This is a genomic window from Leuconostoc carnosum (assembly GCF_007954525.1).
In the GTDB taxonomy this organism is placed as follows: domain Bacteria; phylum Bacillota; class Bacilli; order Lactobacillales; family Lactobacillaceae; genus Leuconostoc; species Leuconostoc carnosum.
Genome location: NZ_CP042374.1, coordinates 313,869 through 330,568, shown reverse-complemented (window position 1 = coordinate 330,568; position 16,700 = coordinate 313,869). Strand labels below are relative to the sequence as shown.

General features: G+C 38.8%; 17 protein-coding genes and 1 tRNA gene. 17 read left to right on the top strand and 1 reads right to left on the bottom strand.

From position 1 onward, the window contains the following. Nucleotides 1-32: 32 nt before the first annotated feature. The 12 genes from rnpM (at nucleotide 33) to FGL89_RS01515 (ending at nucleotide 11,937) form a co-directional block, all read left to right on the top strand. A complete protein-coding gene (gene rnpM, locus FGL89_RS01570) occupies nucleotides 33-329 on the top strand; it encodes an RNase P modulator RnpM (RefSeq protein WP_014974161.1) in 297 nt (98 codons plus the stop codon). Next, the gene (locus tag FGL89_RS01565) at nucleotides 319-639 is read left to right on the top strand and encodes a L7Ae/L30e/S12e/Gadd45 family ribosomal protein (protein ID WP_135197305.1); all 321 of its coding nucleotides are present in this window, start codon (nucleotides 319-321) and stop codon (nucleotides 637-639) included. Before rnpM ends, FGL89_RS01565 begins: the two co-directional genes overlap by 11 nt. Continuing rightward, on the top strand, nucleotides 640-3,165 hold the full coding sequence (gene infB / locus FGL89_RS01560; RefSeq protein WP_147000303.1) for a translation initiation factor IF-2: 2,526 nt from the start codon (nucleotides 640-642) through the stop codon (nucleotides 3,163-3,165). A gap of 95 nt (nucleotides 3,166-3,260) precedes the next feature. Beyond that, a complete protein-coding gene (gene rbfA / locus FGL89_RS01555; RefSeq protein WP_014974164.1) occupies nucleotides 3,261-3,614 on the top strand; it encodes a 30S ribosome-binding factor RbfA in 354 nt (117 codons plus the stop codon). A 97-nt stretch (nucleotides 3,615-3,711) separates the two neighbouring features. Then, a complete protein-coding gene (locus tag FGL89_RS01550) occupies nucleotides 3,712-4,893 on the top strand; it encodes an aminotransferase class I/II-fold pyridoxal phosphate-dependent enzyme (protein WP_147000302.1) in 1,182 nt (393 codons plus the stop codon). A gap of 9 nt (nucleotides 4,894-4,902) precedes the next feature. Continuing rightward, nucleotides 4,903-5,418, top strand: a complete 516-nt coding sequence (locus FGL89_RS01545; RefSeq protein WP_014974166.1) for a PTS sugar transporter subunit IIA — start codon at nucleotides 4,903-4,905, stop codon at nucleotides 5,416-5,418. Continuing rightward, nucleotides 5,405-6,313, top strand: coding sequence for a tRNA pseudouridine(55) synthase TruB (truB, locus tag FGL89_RS01540; protein WP_147000301.1), 909 nt, complete (start codon nucleotides 5,405-5,407; stop codon nucleotides 6,311-6,313). The genes FGL89_RS01545 and truB overlap by 14 nt, the downstream gene beginning before the upstream one ends. A 2-nt stretch (nucleotides 6,314-6,315) precedes the next feature. Beyond that, nucleotides 6,316-7,263, top strand: coding sequence for a riboflavin biosynthesis protein RibF (gene ribF, locus FGL89_RS01535; protein ID WP_147000300.1), 948 nt, complete (start codon nucleotides 6,316-6,318; stop codon nucleotides 7,261-7,263). A 131-nt stretch (nucleotides 7,264-7,394) separates the two neighbouring features. Beyond that, a complete protein-coding gene (gene hrcA / locus FGL89_RS01530; protein WP_014974169.1) occupies nucleotides 7,395-8,423 on the top strand; it encodes a heat-inducible transcriptional repressor HrcA in 1,029 nt (342 codons plus the stop codon). 41 nt (nucleotides 8,424-8,464) lie between these two features. Further along, the gene (grpE, locus tag FGL89_RS01525) at nucleotides 8,465-9,004 is read left to right on the top strand and encodes a nucleotide exchange factor GrpE (RefSeq protein ID WP_420844349.1); all 540 of its coding nucleotides are present in this window, start codon (nucleotides 8,465-8,467) and stop codon (nucleotides 9,002-9,004) included. 101 nt (nucleotides 9,005-9,105) lie between these two features. Continuing rightward, nucleotides 9,106-10,950: a molecular chaperone DnaK gene (gene dnaK, locus FGL89_RS01520; protein ID WP_147000298.1), complete on the top strand. Its 1,845-nt coding sequence runs from the start codon at nucleotides 9,106-9,108 to the stop codon at nucleotides 10,948-10,950. Nucleotides 10,951-11,028: 78 nt separating this feature from the next. Next, nucleotides 11,029-11,937 (top strand): DnaJ C-terminal domain-containing protein, encoded by a 909-nt coding sequence (locus tag FGL89_RS01515; protein ID WP_147000297.1) that lies wholly within the window; start codon nucleotides 11,029-11,031, stop codon nucleotides 11,935-11,937. Between the two features lie 157 nt (nucleotides 11,938-12,094). Here the strand turns inward: FGL89_RS01515 and def are convergent, their stop codons facing one another. Next, entirely contained in the window at nucleotides 12,095-12,676 is a 582-nt protein-coding gene (def, locus tag FGL89_RS01510) for a peptide deformylase (protein ID WP_014974173.1), read from the bottom strand. Nucleotides 12,677-12,734: 58 nt separating this feature from the next. On the opposite strand from def, the gene FGL89_RS01505 reads away from it, so the two are divergent. From FGL89_RS01505 to FGL89_RS01485, 5 genes are all read left to right on the top strand, one after another. After that, the gene (locus tag FGL89_RS01505) at nucleotides 12,735-13,007 is read left to right on the top strand and encodes a UPF0223 family protein (protein ID WP_135197311.1); all 273 of its coding nucleotides are present in this window, start codon (nucleotides 12,735-12,737) and stop codon (nucleotides 13,005-13,007) included. After that, on the top strand, nucleotides 13,004-13,789 hold the full coding sequence (locus FGL89_RS01500) for an inositol monophosphatase family protein (RefSeq protein ID WP_014974175.1): 786 nt from the start codon (nucleotides 13,004-13,006) through the stop codon (nucleotides 13,787-13,789). The genes FGL89_RS01505 and FGL89_RS01500 overlap by 4 nt, the downstream gene beginning before the upstream one ends. 64 nt (nucleotides 13,790-13,853) lie before the next feature. After that, a complete protein-coding gene (typA, locus tag FGL89_RS01495) occupies nucleotides 13,854-15,692 on the top strand; it encodes a translational GTPase TypA (protein WP_014974176.1) in 1,839 nt (612 codons plus the stop codon). Between the two features lie 39 nt (nucleotides 15,693-15,731). After that, nucleotides 15,732-15,820 (top strand) — tRNA-Ser (locus tag FGL89_RS01490). 183 nt (nucleotides 15,821-16,003) lie between these two features. Then, entirely contained in the window at nucleotides 16,004-16,633 is a 630-nt protein-coding gene (locus tag FGL89_RS01485) for a pyridoxamine 5'-phosphate oxidase family protein (protein WP_147000296.1), read from the top strand. Nucleotides 16,634-16,700 lie beyond the last annotated feature (67 nt).

Genomic DNA, 16,700 nt, shown 5'->3' with positions numbered 1-16,700 from the left:
ATTAGTTTTTTGAATGCAGCATCATAAAGAGAATGAAACCTAGAAAAATACCAATGCGAAAAGACATTGTAACAGGTGAGATGTTTCCTAAAAAAGAACTTGTGCGTGTTGTTCGTGACAAAGAAGGACACGTTAACTTGGATCCAACATCTAAAGCAAATGGGCGAGGCGCCTATATTGGTTTGAACCGTGATATTGCGGCAGAAGCTAAGAAACAGCGTATTTTTGATAAAGCGTTTGATGTGAAAATTCCTGATGAATTCTATGATGAACTTATCGCATATATTGACCATCAGCAAGCGCGTCGGGAGTTGTTTGGTGATAAGTAAAGACGACCAAATTTTAAATCTTTTGGGCTTGGCGATGCGTGCCGGAAAACTCGTGTTAGGTACTGATTCAACACTGACAGCTATTCGAGCTCAGAAAGTGCAATTGGCATTTTTCCCGAGTGACGGGGGTCAAAGTCAAGCTAAAAAATTTATTGATAAATCAAGCTTTTATCATGTAACACTAGTTCAAGACTATACTAAATCACAATTAATCGATGCCATTGGTGTCAATCGAAGCGTATTTGCTATTGCTGATCGTGGTTTTAGTCGGAAAATTAAACAATTAATTTTAGAAAAGGAGCGGAACTAAATGACAGAAGAAAAGAAATTCTCAGACTCAAACCGTCCTGCAAGAAAACAGGCAGTTCCAGAACGTAAGGAATTACCTGCATCACAACGTCGCCATGCGGCTAAATTAACAGGGGGATCTTCAACTCCCACAACAGGTGGCACGTCATCAGAACGTCCAAGCCGCCCAGCACGTGCAAATAACAATCAAAATCGTAATGGACAATCACGTAATAGCACCCAAAGTCGTCCAAATGGACAAGGGCAAGGTGGCAATCGTTCAAACACTAGCAATGGTGGGCAAAATCGTAATCAACGTCCAGGAACACGTTCACAAACTGCAGAGGGACGCCCAGCAGTGCGCGAGAAGAAAAATTGGTCAACACAACCACGTGAAGGTCAAGTTGATTATTCTAAGCAAAAAGATAATAGTTTAAAACAATATGTGAATGAAAATCAGAAACGTAAGCAAGCTGCAGAAGCTGCTAAGGCACCTAAAAAGCCGGCAGCTAAACCAGCAGAGGCACCTAAAAAAGCAGCAACTAAACCAGCGGCTAAAACGGCAACTACAACAACTGCAACTAAAAGTGCGGGTGCTGGTAAGTTCGGTGGTGCATTAGCATCAGGAAACAATTCAGCGCGTAATAATTCACGTAAGCGTAATACATCCGGTACTGGTCAACAAACACCACGCCGAAATGATAAGCCACGTGGTTCAAAGAAGTCGCGTCGTATAGCAGCTAAAAGAGGTCCAGTAGTACCACCTACTGAACGTAAAGAACAGCCATTGCCAAAGGTATTAGAATATCGTATTGGTATGAACGTTCAAGATTTGTCAAAGTTGTTGCACCGCGACACAGCTGAAATTATTAAAAAACTTTTCTTACTTGGTATTGTAACGAACCAAAACCAATCATTAGATGGAGATACCATTGAAATTTTGGCAGCGGATTATGGTATTGATGCACAAGTTAAAGAAGAAGAAGATGTGGCTGATATTGATCGATTCTTCATTGATGAAAACATCGATGAAGGTAAGTTAGTATCACGTCCACCTGTTGTAACAATTATGGGTCACGTTGATCACGGTAAGACAACTTTGCTGGATTACTTGCGTAACTCACACGTTACAGAAGGTGAAGCTGGTGGTATTACACAACATATTGGTGCTTATCAAACACAACTAAATGGTAAGACAATCACATTTTTGGATACACCAGGGCACGCTGCCTTTACAGAAATGCGTGCGCGTGGTGCTAATGTTACTGACTTAACTATTTTAGTGGTTGCTGCTGATGATGGTGTTATGCCACAGACTATTGAAGCAATTAATCATGCTAAGGCAGCACATACACCAATTATTGTAGCTGTTAACAAAATTGATAAGCCAGGTGCAAATCCTGACGAGGTCATGAACCAATTGATGGCATATGATTTGGTACCTGAACAATATGGTGGTGATACAATTTTTGTTAAGATTTCAGCTAAGTTTGGCCAAAATGTTGATGAATTACTTGAAATGATTTTGTTGCAAGCTGAAGTTCTTGAATTAAAGGCTAATCCTGATATGCCAGCACGTGGCTCAGTTGTTGAAGCACGTTTGGACAAAGGACGTGGTCCCGTTGCAACAGTATTGGTTCAACAAGGAACGATGCATGTAGGTGACCCAATTGTTGTTGGTAATACCTATGGCCGTGTGCGTACAATGACTAATGAGCGCGGTACCGAACTTGCCGAGGCTTTGCCAGCAACACCTGTACAAATTACTGGATTAAATGATGTACCACAAGCTGGTGATCGATTTATTATCATGCCGGATGAAAAGACAGCGCGTGCTGCAGGTGAAGAACGTGCCAAGCGAGCTCAAGAAGCGGTTCGTAATTCTGGTTCAGTTGTTACATTGGACACATTATTCAGCACCATGTCTGAAAAGGCTATGAAGACAGTGCCAGTAATTGTTAAGGCTGATGTGCAAGGCTCTGTAGAAGCACTTTCTGGTTCATTAAAGAAAATTGAAGTCGATGGTGTACGTGTAGATATTATCCACACAGCTGTGGGTGCAATTAACGAATCAGATGTAACGTTAGCTGAAGCATCTGGTGCTATTATTATTGGATTTAATGTTCGTCCAACATCTTTGGCAAAGTCTCAAGCTGATTCTGAGAAAGTCGATATGCGATTCTACAATGTTATTTATAACGCTATTGACGATGTTGAAGCGGCTATGAAGGGACAGTTGGAACCAGTTTACGAAGAAAAGATTATTGGAACTGTTGTCGTTAAAGAACTCTTTAAGTTCTCGAAGGTTGGTATTATCGCCGGTGCAATGGTTGAAGAAGGTAAAATCACTAAAGAAGCCAAAGTACGTATCATCCGTGATAGTGTTGTCGTTTATGATGGCGAAGTCGCTTCGCTGCAACGTGGAAAAGATTCTGTCAATGAAGTTAAGATGGGATTTGAATTTGGATTCACAGTTTCAAAGTACAACGATATTCAAGTCGATGATACTGTAGAAGCTTATGTGATGGAAGAAGTAAAAGTGAAGTAATTAATCTTGTATGTGGTAAAAATATGCAAGTAATAGTTACCTAGTTTGTTTAGACACTATAACAGATAACTTTTGTATAAAGAAAGAGGCACACCATGGCTAACCCACAACGTGCAGGTCGTCTAGCACAAGAAGTTCAACGTGATGTGACTGATTTATTGCTAAAGCGGATTAATGATCCGCGCGTGCAAGATGTCACCGTTACAAGTGTTGAATTATCTGGCGATTTGCAGATTGCTACAGTTTATTATTCAATCTTATCGGATTTAGCTAGTGATGGTAAAAAAGCTCAAGCTGGATTGGAAGCTGCAAATGGCCTTATTCGTAAAGAATTAGGGGCACGATTAACAGTATATAAGACACCAGAGTTGAAATTTGTTCGTGATCAGTCAGTTCAATATGGTAACCATATTGAAGACTTAATTCGCAAGTTGCATTCTGAAAATTAATAAATTGTGAATGAATTAACGCTACAATCAAAGTGTAGCGCTTTTTTGTGTTAAAATGGAAATACATTAAACTTAAGTAAAAGTAAGGATTTCAAATATGACTAGCTCAAATCAACCTTTAAACCCAATAATTACTAATATGGCACCAGATAAACTACTAAATTTTCAACAAACTGTCCGTGATATTCCTGGTGTTTTAAAATTGACATTGGGTGAACCGGGATTTGATGTTGATGACCGTATTAAGCAAGCAGCCACAGATGCAATCACTAACAATCGTTCACATTATGCCGAGAGTCAAGGTGAATTAGCCTTACGTTTAGAAGCTGTGAAATACTTTAATCAAACGTATCATTTAAATTATCAAGATGAGAATAATGTGATTGTAACACTTGGTGTAAGTGAAGCTATTAATGTTGTTTTAAATACGTTACTTGGGGTGGATGACGGTTTACTAGTACCTGAACCAACCTATGGTCCATATTTTTCATCCTTACGCTTGGCTCATGGCACTAAAATTACGATTGATACAACTAAAAGTCATTTTAAATTGACACCAGAAATGGTCGATCAGGCTGTTGCACAAGCTACTGTGCCAGTTCGCGCAATCTTGATGAATTATCCAACCAATCCAACTGGTGTCACTTATTCAAGAGATGAGATTCATGCTTTAGCTGAAGTATTTGTCAAACATAATATTTGGGTAATATCTGATGAAATCTATTCAGTTTTGACCTATGATCAAGAACACGTTTCATTTGCTGAAATTATTCCTGAGCAAACTGTTTATATTAACGGCTTATCTAAATCACATGCTATGACAGGGTATCGTGTTGGCTTCATTTTAGGATCAGCTAATGTCATTGCGGAAATGCAAAAAGTTCACGGTACGCTAACTTTTGCAATTCCGACATTTATTCAAGATGCAGCATTAGTTGCGTTACGAGATGTGACGGACACACCGCTAACTATGCGTGAAGTTTATAAAGCACGTCGAGACCGCGTTGTGCCAAAATTGCAAGCGTTAGGATTTGATGTGGTTACGCCGCAAGGTGCATTTTACCTTTTTGCTAAATTACCAGCAGATTTAGGTGAGGATGGCGATTCCTTTGCGTTAAAATTAGCACAAGAAGGTAAGGTAGCGGTTATCCCAGGTTCTGGTTTTAGTGAGGCAGCGAAGGCATATATCAGAATTTCATATGCAGCATCAGATGCGGATCTTGACGAAGGCATACATCGTTTATCGACATACATCGATCAATTACGTAGAGATAATTAAGAGGAATATATGAGTTGGTGGCAAAATTTATTCAGTAGAAAAAGTCAATACGGAAATTTGAGAACAACTGGGCAAATTAATGCTGTTCAAATTTCACGTCAATCCGAATTAACGGTTATAGTAGCACCTGTTACCGGTCAGTTACAAAAAATTGATGATGAAAATGACCAAATCCATAGTAAAAATGGATTTATGATGTTACCAAATGGTTATACTATTCTGTCACCAGTGTCAGGTATCGTTGTTGAATCTAAAAAAAATATGTTAACAATTAAAAGTGTTAATCACGCTGAAGTCGTAGTGAGTGTTGTGACGCATGATACTGACAACGCACGTTTAGCGCTGTATAGTCACGGACAACAATTACATGCTGGCGATATGATTGGTACAATTAGCGCCAAAAATAGCAATGCAACAGTTTATGTTATTTTTGAAGAAAATGTGATACCGCGAGTACGATATGGTGCAGTATATGCCGGACAAAATGTTTGGCAAAATCAAGAGGTTGTTAATGAATCCAAGTAATATAATTGATGGTATCATTGTCATTGATAAACCGAAAGGTGTGACATCATTTGATGTTGTAGCCAAAGTACGTCGAGCAATTGGCCAACGAAGAGTTGGACATGCAGGCACATTAGATCCAAATGTTGATGGTGTTTTAGTGGTTGCATTAGGCAAGGCAACTAAATTAATTGATGAGCTACAAACTCGTCCAAAGCGTTATATTGGTGAAATCACGTTGGGTTTTGCAACGGAATCGGAAGATTTGGACGGCGAGGTGGTTGAAGAGACAACCATCACAACACCATTTTCCAATCGGGTGATTGATGAAGCTATTGCAGAGCTGCAAGGACATATTAAACAGACACCGCCCATGTTTTCAGCGGTAAAAGTAAATGGTAAGCGATTATATGAATATGCACGTGCTGGAGAAAGCGTTGATCGGCCAATTCGTGATGCCATTATTTATAATTTTAAACGGACATCTGATGTGATCTATGTAGATCAACGCCAGCTATTTAACTTTGAAGCTACTGTATCAAAAGGGACATATATTCGTACGCTTGCTGTTGATGTTGGTAAGAAAATAGGCGTTCCGGCGACAATGACTAGTTTAACGCGCACAATGGGCAGTGGTATTACTCAAGAAGACGCTATAACCTTGGAATCGTTAAAAACATTATCACGTGAAGAACTATTGCAACATATTATATCCATTCAAGATATACTCACATGGCCAATAAAATCATTGTCTGATGACGAATGGTTTGCGGTTAAAAATGGTCAGAAGATTAGCCAATGGGAACCTAGTAATGATTATTTGCAACTTGTTTATCATGGTGAACTTAAGGCAGTATATGCTTATGATAGGGAACAAAATGTGTGGCGCTCTCGCTACGTATTTACGAATGAATAAAAATGACTAAAATCGTTAAATTACATTATCCAATTAAAAATTTTCAAAAGCCGGTTCGACAAGTTGTTGCAATGGGTTTTTTTGACGGTGTTCATCGTGGACATCAGGCTGTTATTCAACGCGCAAAGACTACAGCTAATCAATTGGGCGTGCCTCTAGCCGTACTGACATATGACCCACATCCAGTAGTTGTCTTTAAAACTTTGACTGAACCCTTACGTTATTTAACGACGCTATCTCAAAAAGCAGCTTTGCTTACGGAACTTGGTGTCGATACTATGTATGTTATGCAATTTACATCTCAATTAGCACAATTATCCCCACAGACGTTTGTAGATGACGTTGTGATGCGCCTTAACCCAATCATTGTTGTTGCTGGATTTGATCATTTATATGGCGGTAATCCAGATATATCTAATATGGATCGTTTATCTGACTATGCTCAGCAGAGATTTGATGTGGTTCAAGTGCCGGAGTTTACTGACAGTAATCAAAAAATTGGTTCAACGATGATTCGTTGTGCCTTAGAACAACATGATGTTGATAAAGCTAACCGACAATTAGGACGTATTTATACAACGACTGGTCTGATAGTTCATGGGGAAGCGCGTGGTAGAGAGTTAGGTTTCCCCACTATCAATGTCAAAACGCCTGAATTAGAGTGGTTACCTGGCATAGGTATCTATGCCGTAAAGGTAAAAATTTCAGATACTTGGTATATGGGTATGGCCAGTATCGGACGTAATATTACTTTCGGTGACGAACATCCAATTACTGTAGAAATTAATATATTAGATTTTAAACAAGATATTTATGGTGAAGAAGTAGTGATTGCTTGGCATCATTATCTTCGTGGTGAAGTTAAGTTTATTGGCATTGATGGTTTAATTGAACAACTGAAACAGGACGAAATAGCGACACGTCAATATTTTAAAAGCACGCAACAATGATTGAGTGCTTTTTTATTTAGCACTCATATAAAAAGAGTGCTAAAAAGGGTTGCGTTATTTTGAAAAAGGTGTATCATAATAACTGTTAGCAGTTAGATGCAAAGAGTGCTAATATAAATGGAGGTGATGGTATGCTAACAGCACGGCAAAAGTTGATTTTAAATGCCATCATCTATGAGTATACGCAGACGGCGCATGCAGTTGGGTCAAAGAGTCTACAAGAACAACTAGATATTAAAGTTAGTTCGGCAACCATTCGTAACGAGATGGCAGCATTAGAATCTGAGATGCTTATCAAAAAACTGCATACTTCAGCTGGACGTGTACCGTCACGATCAGGTTATCGATACTATTTAGATAATTTAATGTTGGCACGTCATGCAACACAGCAAGATGTTGTGATGGTCATGCAGTCGTTTCGCGGTAACTTCCATGAAATTGATGATTTACTTGATGAATCAGCCAGAACGTTATCTGATTTTACTGGCGCGACAGCTTTAATTTTAAAGCCAAAGCGTTCCGGGGTTAAAGTATCAGGTTTTCGTTTAGTGCCATTAGAAAACCAGCAGTTGATCGCGGTATTGGTGACCAATGATGGTAAAGTTACGAGTCAGACTTTCAAGTTACCACGTGAACTCGCTGTGGCATCTTTAGATGGTATGGTGAAATACATTAATGATCAGATGACAGGGCAGCCTGTATTGGAAGTTTTACGAATGATGCAATCAGATGAGCTGCCGACGCAAATGAGTCGTGTGATTGAAACACCTGCAGCTTTTTTACAACTGTTTGGTGATGTGCTGGCACGATCAATTGGTGATAATGTGCATATTGGTGGTCGGTTGAATGTTTTGGACTTTAGTGATGACGATGTCGAAACGAAAGATTTGAAGCGTTTGTTAGAGTTTTTAACATCGGCTTCCGGCATACGCAGAGTTTCACCGACTTACGGACGACGCGTTACAGTAAAAATTGGCTCTGAGATTGGGGAACCATTACTCAAACCGTTTAGCTTAATGACAAGAGCATTTACCGTCCCTAATCAAGGTGAGGGGATCATTGCTTTGCTCGGACCAATTCGCATGCCATATGCGCATCATACATTGCTTATGGATGCTTTTGGTGAAGCATTGAGTCAGAAAATGATTGAATATACATAAATTAGGAGGTCACTTACGTGGCAGATAAAAGTCAAGAAGAAATAAAAGATGAAGCAGTTGTTAATGAAGATGTGGTCATCGAGGAAAATGAATCAGACGTTGATGCATTAAAAGAAGACGTTGATCCGCAAGAACAAAAAATTAATGAGTTGACATTAAAAATATCAGAATTAGAAGACAAGCTACTCCGTTCACAAGCTGAAATACAAAATATTCAGCAACGCAATGCGCGTGAGTTACAAAGCATGCGTAAATATGAGGGACAGAAGTTGGCTACTGCAGTATTGCCAGCCGTAGATAACTTAGAACGTGCTTTACAAGTCGAAGCAGACGATGCTGTTACTAAGCAAATTAAAACTGGTGTTGAAATGACACTTAAAACTTTGGTTCAAGCGTTAACAGATAATGGTATTTCTGAAACAGGTCAAGTTGGGGAAACATTTGATCCAACAAAGCATCAAGCCATTCAAAGTGTTGAAACAGATGAAGTTGAATCAGATGCTATTGCCTCTGTCTTGCAAAAGGGTTATATCCTGCAAGATCGTGTTCTCCGTCCTGCAATGGTTGCGGTAGCAAAGTAAATCAACGTCAGCATATCATTAATAATCATGGTGATTCAGCGCAACGCACTACACCTTAAAAAGCTTAAACTCGATTAAAAAAGTAAAGGAAGAATATATTCATGTCAAAGATTATCGGTATTGATTTAGGAACAACGAACTCAGCAGTTGCTGTCCTTGAGGGTGGCGAACCAAAGATTATCACAAACCCAGATGGTGGTCGTACAACACCATCAGTTGTGTCATTTAAAAATGGCGAAAACCAAGTTGGAGATGTGGCTAAACGACAAGCGATTACCAACCCAGATACAATTATTTCTATCAAGTCACACATGGGTGAAGCAGGATATAAGGTTAGTGCTGGTGGTAAAGATTACCAACCACAAGAAATTTCAGCAATGATTTTGCAATACATTAAAGGTTATGCTGAAGATTATTTAGGTGAAAAGGTTGAAAAGGCTGTTATTACAGTACCAGCTTACTTTAACGATGCACAACGTCAAGCTACTAAAGATGCCGGTAAGATTGCTGGTTTGGAAGTAGAACGTATTATTAACGAACCAACCGCTGCTGCTTTGGCATATGGTTTGGACAAGTTAGACAAAGATGAAAAAATCTTGGTTTATGATTTAGGTGGTGGAACATTTGATGTTTCTATACTTGAATTAGGGGACGGTGTCTTTGAAGTTTTGTCAACAAATGGTGACACACACTTGGGTGGTGACGATTTTGATGATAAGATTATTGACTTCTTGGCTGAACAATTCAAATCAGAAAATGGTGTTGATTTGAAAGATGATAAGTTGGCATTGCAACGTTTGAAGGATGCTGCTGAGTCAGCAAAGAAGACTTTGTCTTCAGCCAATGAAGCACAAATTGATTTGCCATTTATTGCTTCAGGTGAACAAGGACCATTGCATTTACAAACATCATTGTCACGTGCAAAGTTCAATGAATTAACTGCTGAATTGATTAAGCGAGCTGAACAACCTGTATTGCAGGCGCTTAAGGATGCTGGTTTATCATTCTCAGACATCGATGAAGTGATTTTGAACGGTGGATCAACACGTATTCCTGCAGTTCAAGAATCTGTCAAGAAATTGACAAGTAAGGAACCTAACCACTCAATTAACCCTGATGAAGCTGTTGCTTTGGGTGCTGCTGTACAAGGTGGTGTGATTACTGGTGATGTTAAGGATGTTGTTCTTTTGGATGTAACACCTTTGTCATTAGGTATTGAAACAATGGGTGGTGTGTTCACTAAATTGATTGACCGTAACACAACAATTCCTACTTCAAAGTCACAAGTATTCTCAACTGCTGCTGACAATCAACCAGCCGTAGATATTCACGTGCTTCAAGGTGAACGTTCAATGGCTGCTGATAACAAGACTTTGGGTCGTTTCCAATTATCAGATATTCCTGCTGCTAAGCGCGGTGTACCACAAATTGAAGTAACATTTGACATTGACCGTAACGGCATTGTATCAGTTTCTGCTAAAGATTTGGGTACGCAAAAAGAACAAAAGATTACCATTCAAGCTGCTGGTGGTTTGTCAGATGAAGAAATCGAAGCAATGATGAACGAGGCCAAGGCTAATGAAGAAGCTGATGCAAAGAAGAAGGAAGCTGTTGATATACGTAACGAAGCTGACCAATTGATCTTCTCTACAGAAGCAACATTAGAAGAAGTTGGCGACAAGTTGGGTGATGACGATAAAAAGCCTACACAAGACGCTTTGGAAGCTTTGAAGAAAGCTAAAGAAGAAGCAGTTGCTGAAGATGCTGATTTGGCAGACTTGAAGGCTAAATCAGATGAATTAGCAAAAGTAGCACAAGAATTAGCTATGAAGTTATATCAACAAGCAGCACCACAAGAAGGTGCTGAAGGTGAAGCTAAGTCAGCTGATGATAATACGGTTGATGGTGATTTTGAAGAAGTTGATCCTGATAAAGACAAGAAGTAATTTAATAGTTTAATCTATTTAAACAAACCGCACGCCACTGAATGCGGTTTGTGTACATAATTTAAAAGGAGCGGGTAATTGAACAATACAGAATATTATGAGCGTCTTGGTGTTGATAAGAATGCGACGCAAGATGAAATTAAAAAAGCTTATCGTAAGTTATCTAAAAAGTACCATCCCGATTTAAACCATGAAGCAGGGGCAGAGGAAAAGTATAAAGAAGTACAAGAAGCCTTTGAAACGCTTGGTGAAGAACAGAAGCGTGCGCAATATGACCAATTTGGACCAGCAGGAGCCAATGGTGGTTTTGGTGGACAAGGCGGATTTGGTGGCTATCAGCAAGGGCAACAAGGCGGGTTTGGTGACTTTTCCGATTTGGGTGATATTTTCAGCCAAATGTTTGGTGGCGGTTTTGATCCTAATCGTCCGCGTAAAGGTCAAGATTTACAGTACCGCATGCGTCTAAACTTTGAAGAAGCTATTTTTGGTAAGAAAGACACAATCAAGTTCAATCGTGGTGATGGTGCTCATGAAATTGAAGTTACCGTACCTGCAGGTGTTGAAACTGGTCAACAAATGCGTCTTGCTGGTCAAGGTGAAGAAGGTGCTAACGGTGGTCCACGTGGTGATTTGTTTGTTGTTTTCCAAGTTGCACCATCTAAAGATGGATTTGAACGTGACGGCGCAGATATTTACTTAGAAGAGAAGATTGATTTTGTCAGCGCTACATTAGGTGATGAAATTCAAGTCAAATCAGTTCATGGGGATGTTAGTTTAAAGATACCAGCTGGAACACAAACTGGTACACGATTCCGCTTGCGTGGCAAGGGAGCACCTCGCTTACGTGGTACTGGAAACGGTGATCAGTATATTATTGTCAAAATTGATGTACCAACTAAGTTAAACAAGGGTCAGAAGAAGGCTTTGGAAGCATTCCAAGAAGCAACTGATGGCACAAAAAAGAAAAGTTTCTTTGATAAATTGTAAAGTTAGAAAATCGGTTTTTTGGGCGTTTATGTTGCCTGAGACACCGATTTTTAGTCTATAACAATTTGCACAACGTCAAGACTATCAATATTATAAAAATTAACTATAATTAATGCTAAATAAAAAGCAGATACTTAGTTGGTAACTGCTTTTTTGGTTAATCTATATATTTTGTATCATCATTGACTTGCCAAGGGGCTTTTAAATCAATATGGTCATAGTATAAGTGGCCATGCAGATGATCGATTTCATGTTGAAACACAATAGCTGGGTAATCCTTTAACTTAATGGTATGTGTGTCACCACTTTCATCTTGGTAGCGGACTGTAATACGATTGGCGCGGGGAACAAATCCAGGGATATCTTCATCAACGGATAAGCAACCTTCACCGACTTCCAACGCACTTCTTTTCACTGATTCTGAAATAATGACAGGATTGAAAATAGTACCTTTAAAATAGGGGGTTTCTTCATCGTGCTCGTGTGGATCTAATGCCGGGATTAAGACTGAACTCATTTTTAATGAATAACCGACTTGTGGGGCAGCAAGTCCAACACCAGGGCGTAAACCGTATTTTTCATTTTTTTGGTCATCTTGCGAAACAACAAGATAAGTCATCATATCTTTGGCTAGTTGTGCATATTCGTCACTTAGTGGGAATTTAACTTCTGTTGCTATTTGACGTAACACAGGATCCCCATCGCGTGTTATCTTGTCCATTGTAAATCTAATTGTCATGTTTTTTTTCACCTCATTTATTAGTATATCAAACTAAACAACATGTTAAAATAGAAGTATGAATGAAAATTATACATTACCAATTGATGGCAATTGGACCACTGAAGATATAGTAACAATCTCAAATTTTGTAGATAGTGTACTTAACGTGTATGAAACTGGTGTTTCAAAAGCAACACTAATGTCACGTTATAAGGCTTTTCGTGATGTCATTGTTTCAAAAAGTGAGCAGAAACAATTTGATAAAAATTTTGAGCGGCAAACGGGGCATAGTATTTATCAAACGATGAAACTCGCCCAACAAACAACAAAAGATAAGGTACGCGGATGACTTTACGCCGATTTGAAATTCAAGACATTGATCAGACAGTATTATTATGGCTTGAAGAATTACGAACAAAAACAATTGCTGCTATGCAAGATGAATTAACTGTTGGAACAAAAAGTGACGTCCGTGATTTAGTCACAAATGTGGATCGTGCCAATGAAAAGTTGATTAATCAAAAAATTCGTGCTTATGATTCAGAGGCACACATTGTGAGTGAAGAAGGTTTTGGTGATCAGCAACGCGATATGAAAGGGCATGTTTGGTTTGTTGACCCGATTGATGGCACAATGAATTTTGTGAAAGAACGTGAAGAATTTGCAATTATGATTGCCTTGTATATTGATAATCAGCCAGTTTTAGGGTGGATTTTAGATGTTGTCAATAATACAGTGTATCATGGTGGACCGGAAATTGGTGTTTTTGCTAATCAATTACGATTAACGCCTCCTATGGATGAATCGCTTGCTCAAGGCATCGTATTACTCAGTGGCGCTCGGCTACTTTACGGTATGTTTGGGTACGATCATATTGCGAAGGCAGCTTTAGGTTATCGCGTGATAGGTGCTGCTGGACCGTCCTTCATTCGTGTGATTAGAGGTCAAGCTGTCGGCTATTCGTCTAAAATGATGCCATGGGATTTTGCTGCTGGTCAAGTTTTAGCAAAAACATTAGGTTTATCCGTTTCAGATATTGACGGACAACCATTAGATATGTTATCATCAAACATAGTATTAGTGGCTACAAATCGTGCGCATCGTGATATTTTAGCGTTGCATAAAAGCTAGGGCGCAACTGACCCTAGCTTTTACTATGAGATAAGTGGCATTAAATTAAAGGAGCACTAGGAAATTGGCAAATCGCGAAGATATTCGTAACATCGCTATCATTGCCCACGTCGATCATGGAAAGACGACGTTGGTTAACGAACTTTTAAAACAATCAGATACATTGGACTCACGCAAAGAATTGGGTGATCGTGCAATGGATACAAACGATATCGAAAAAGAACGTGGTATCACCATCTTGTCAAAGAACACAGCCGTTAAGGTTGGAGACAAGCAAATCAACATTTTGGATACACCTGGACACGCTGATTTTGGTGGTGAAGTTGAACGTATCATGGGTATGGTTGATGGTGTCTTGTTGGTTGTGGACGCCTTTGAAGGTACCATGCCACAAACACGTTTCGTTTTGAAAAAAGCGTTTGAACAGAACTTGACACCAATTGTGGTGGTTAACAAAGTTGATCGTCCTGGTGCACGTCCATCAGAAGTTGTCGATGAAGTTTTGGATTTGTTTATTGAACTAGGTGCTGATGAAGAACGCTTAGACTTCCCAGTTATTTTTGCTTCAGCTATGAATGGAACATCATCATTGTCACCAATAGTTGAAGATCAAGAACACACAATGAAGCCCGTCTTTGACAAGATCTTTGAAACAATCCCAGCACCTGTTGATAATTCTGATGAACCATTACAATTCCAAGTTGCTATGTTGGACTATAATGATTTTGTTGGTCGTATCGGTATTGGACGTGTTAAACGTGGCACAATCAAGATGGGTGATAACGTTGAAGTGTTGAAGCTTGACGGTACAACGCAATCATTCCGTGTTACTAAATTAGCTGGATTCATTGGTTTGGATCAAGTTGATATTAATGAAGCTAAGGCTGGAGATTTGATTGCTGTTTCTGGTATGGATGATATTTCAGTTGGTGAAACTGTTGCAGATCCTGCACATCCAGATCCACTACCAATCTTACGTATTGATGAACCAACTTTGCAAATGACTTTCCGTCAAAATGACAGTCCCTTTGCAGGTCGTGAAGGAAAGTTTGTTACGGCTCGCCAAATTGAAGATCGTTTGCGTCGTGAATTGCATACTGATGTATCTTTGCGTGTTGAAGATATAGGTCAAGCTGGGGCTTGGTTAGTATCAGGACGTGGTGAATTGCATTTGTCAATCTTGATTGAAACAATGCGTCGTGAAGGCTTCGAAATACAAGCTTCACGTCCACAAGTTATCTATCGTGAGATTGATGGTGTACAGTCAGAACCTTATGAATCTGTACAAATTGATACACCCGATGAATATGCATCAACTGTTATTGATTCATTGAACCAACGTAAAGGTGAAATGGAAAACATGGAGTCAGTTGGTAATGGTCAAACACGTTTGACATATATGGCACCTTCACGTGGATTAATTGGTTATTCAACTGAATTTATGTCAGCAACACGTGGTTATGGTATTTTTAACCATACTTATGCTGAATACCGCCCAGTTGTTCGTAATTGGGAGCCTGGTCGTCGTAATGGTGCTTTGGTTTCAATTACTCAAGGTACAACTACAAACTATGCGATTATGGGTGTTGAAGATCGTGGGCAAATGTTTATCGGTGCTGGTGTTGATGTTTATGAAGGCATGATTGTTGGTATGAATGCACGTGACAATGATATTTCTGTTAACGTGACAAAGTTAAAGCCACAATCAAACGTTCGTTCATCAAACAAAGACCAAACTTCATCAATCAAGACACCTCGTTTGATGAATTTGGAAGCTAGTTTAGAATTTTTGAATGATGATGAATACGTTGAAGTAACGCCTGAAAACGTACGTATCCGTAAGGCAATTTTGAACACAGCAGAACGTGAAAAGTCAGCTAAACGTCGTAAGGCATCTAACTAAATTTAACATGTATTGAAGGACATTTTTGTTCTTCATTATGGAGATATGGCACAATCTGGTACTGCAACGGACTCGAAATCCGTCGAGCCGCTTTTGGCGGTGTGCGGGTTCAAATCCCGCTATCTCCTTTGGTATACTCTTTTCGCATATAGAGAGAAAAATATTTCTTGGGTACAACTTCAATTTTAATTCATAAAAAAGTCAATTCTAATAAATATTAGGACTGACTTTTTTATTTAGTTTTTTTCATGATATTTTATATTTAGAGAAAGTATGATAGTATTTACATTGTGAAGTGGAGGAGTATGATAATGTATGCAAAAAGGTTTATTCAATTGTTTATTATTTTTTTAATAACAGTATTTGTTGCAATGTACTGTGTGAAAGTGATTGGTGTTGAAGGCTATTTTTATCAATCGCTTATTTTAACTGTTATCGGTTATATTATTTTAATTGTGCCATTAACTGCTTTAACGATTATGAAGCAAAAAAAGAAATTTAGTTTAAGCACCAATACTAATCAACAGCATGCTTTCCAATCAGCATTAGAAAAGTTAGAGAACATTGTAATTCTATCAACGCTTTCAAATGATGGGGTGATGACATCAAGTATTCTAACTTTCAAACAGTCAAAACAGCAAGAAAATGTCTGGTATGTGGTCACTGATAAAAAATCAAAACGTGTTCAGAACATCCATGATACTAAAAAAGTCTCTTTAACAACGTGGTTTGACAAAGAAACGGGTATAAGGATAAGTTCTAATAATATTATGCCAACAGTACTTGAAAATGATGCCCTAAAAGACGAGATCGTGAAGCACAGTGAGATAAAAGAACTAGCAGATAATTTCAATAACAAAGTAATTATTAGACTAGATATCCAATCTGTTTTAGTTGAGTCATTTCGGACTAATCCAACTGTGATATCATTTCAAGACTAAAGTAATAGGAAGTCGTTGAATCATTTGCACTTTTAATCTAGTGAGAGTGCTTTTATATTGTAAGCGC

Bases quoted from the DNA above. Each gene is read 5' to 3' on its own strand.
- rnpM (WP_014974161.1), top strand. From the start codon at position 33: ATGAAACCTAGAAAAATACCAATGCGAAAAGACATTGTAACAGGTGAG.
- infB (WP_147000303.1), top strand. From the start codon at position 640: ATGACAGAAGAAAAGAAATTCTCAGACTCAAACCGTCCTGCAAGAAAA.
- rbfA (WP_014974164.1), top strand. From the start codon at position 3,261: ATGGCTAACCCACAACGTGCAGGTCGTCTAGCACAAGAAGTTCAACGT.
- FGL89_RS01550 (WP_147000302.1), top strand. From the start codon at position 3,712: ATGACTAGCTCAAATCAACCTTTAAACCCAATAATTACTAATATGGCA.
- FGL89_RS01545 (WP_014974166.1), top strand. From the start codon at position 4,903: ATGAGTTGGTGGCAAAATTTATTCAGTAGAAAAAGTCAATACGGAAAT.
- truB (WP_147000301.1), top strand. From the start codon at position 5,405: ATGAATCCAAGTAATATAATTGATGGTATCATTGTCATTGATAAACCG.
- ribF (WP_147000300.1), top strand. From the start codon at position 6,316: ATGACTAAAATCGTTAAATTACATTATCCAATTAAAAATTTTCAAAAG.
- hrcA (WP_014974169.1), top strand. From the start codon at position 7,395: ATGCTAACAGCACGGCAAAAGTTGATTTTAAATGCCATCATCTATGAG.
- dnaK (WP_147000298.1), top strand. From the start codon at position 9,106: ATGTCAAAGATTATCGGTATTGATTTAGGAACAACGAACTCAGCAGTT.
- def (WP_014974173.1), bottom strand. From the start codon at position 12,676: ATGACAATTAGATTTACAATGGACAAGATAACACGCGATGGGGATCCT.
- FGL89_RS01505 (WP_135197311.1), top strand. From the start codon at position 12,735: ATGAATGAAAATTATACATTACCAATTGATGGCAATTGGACCACTGAA.
- FGL89_RS01500 (WP_014974175.1), top strand. From the start codon at position 13,004: ATGACTTTACGCCGATTTGAAATTCAAGACATTGATCAGACAGTATTA.
- FGL89_RS01485 (WP_147000296.1), top strand. From the start codon at position 16,004: ATGTATGCAAAAAGGTTTATTCAATTGTTTATTATTTTTTTAATAACA.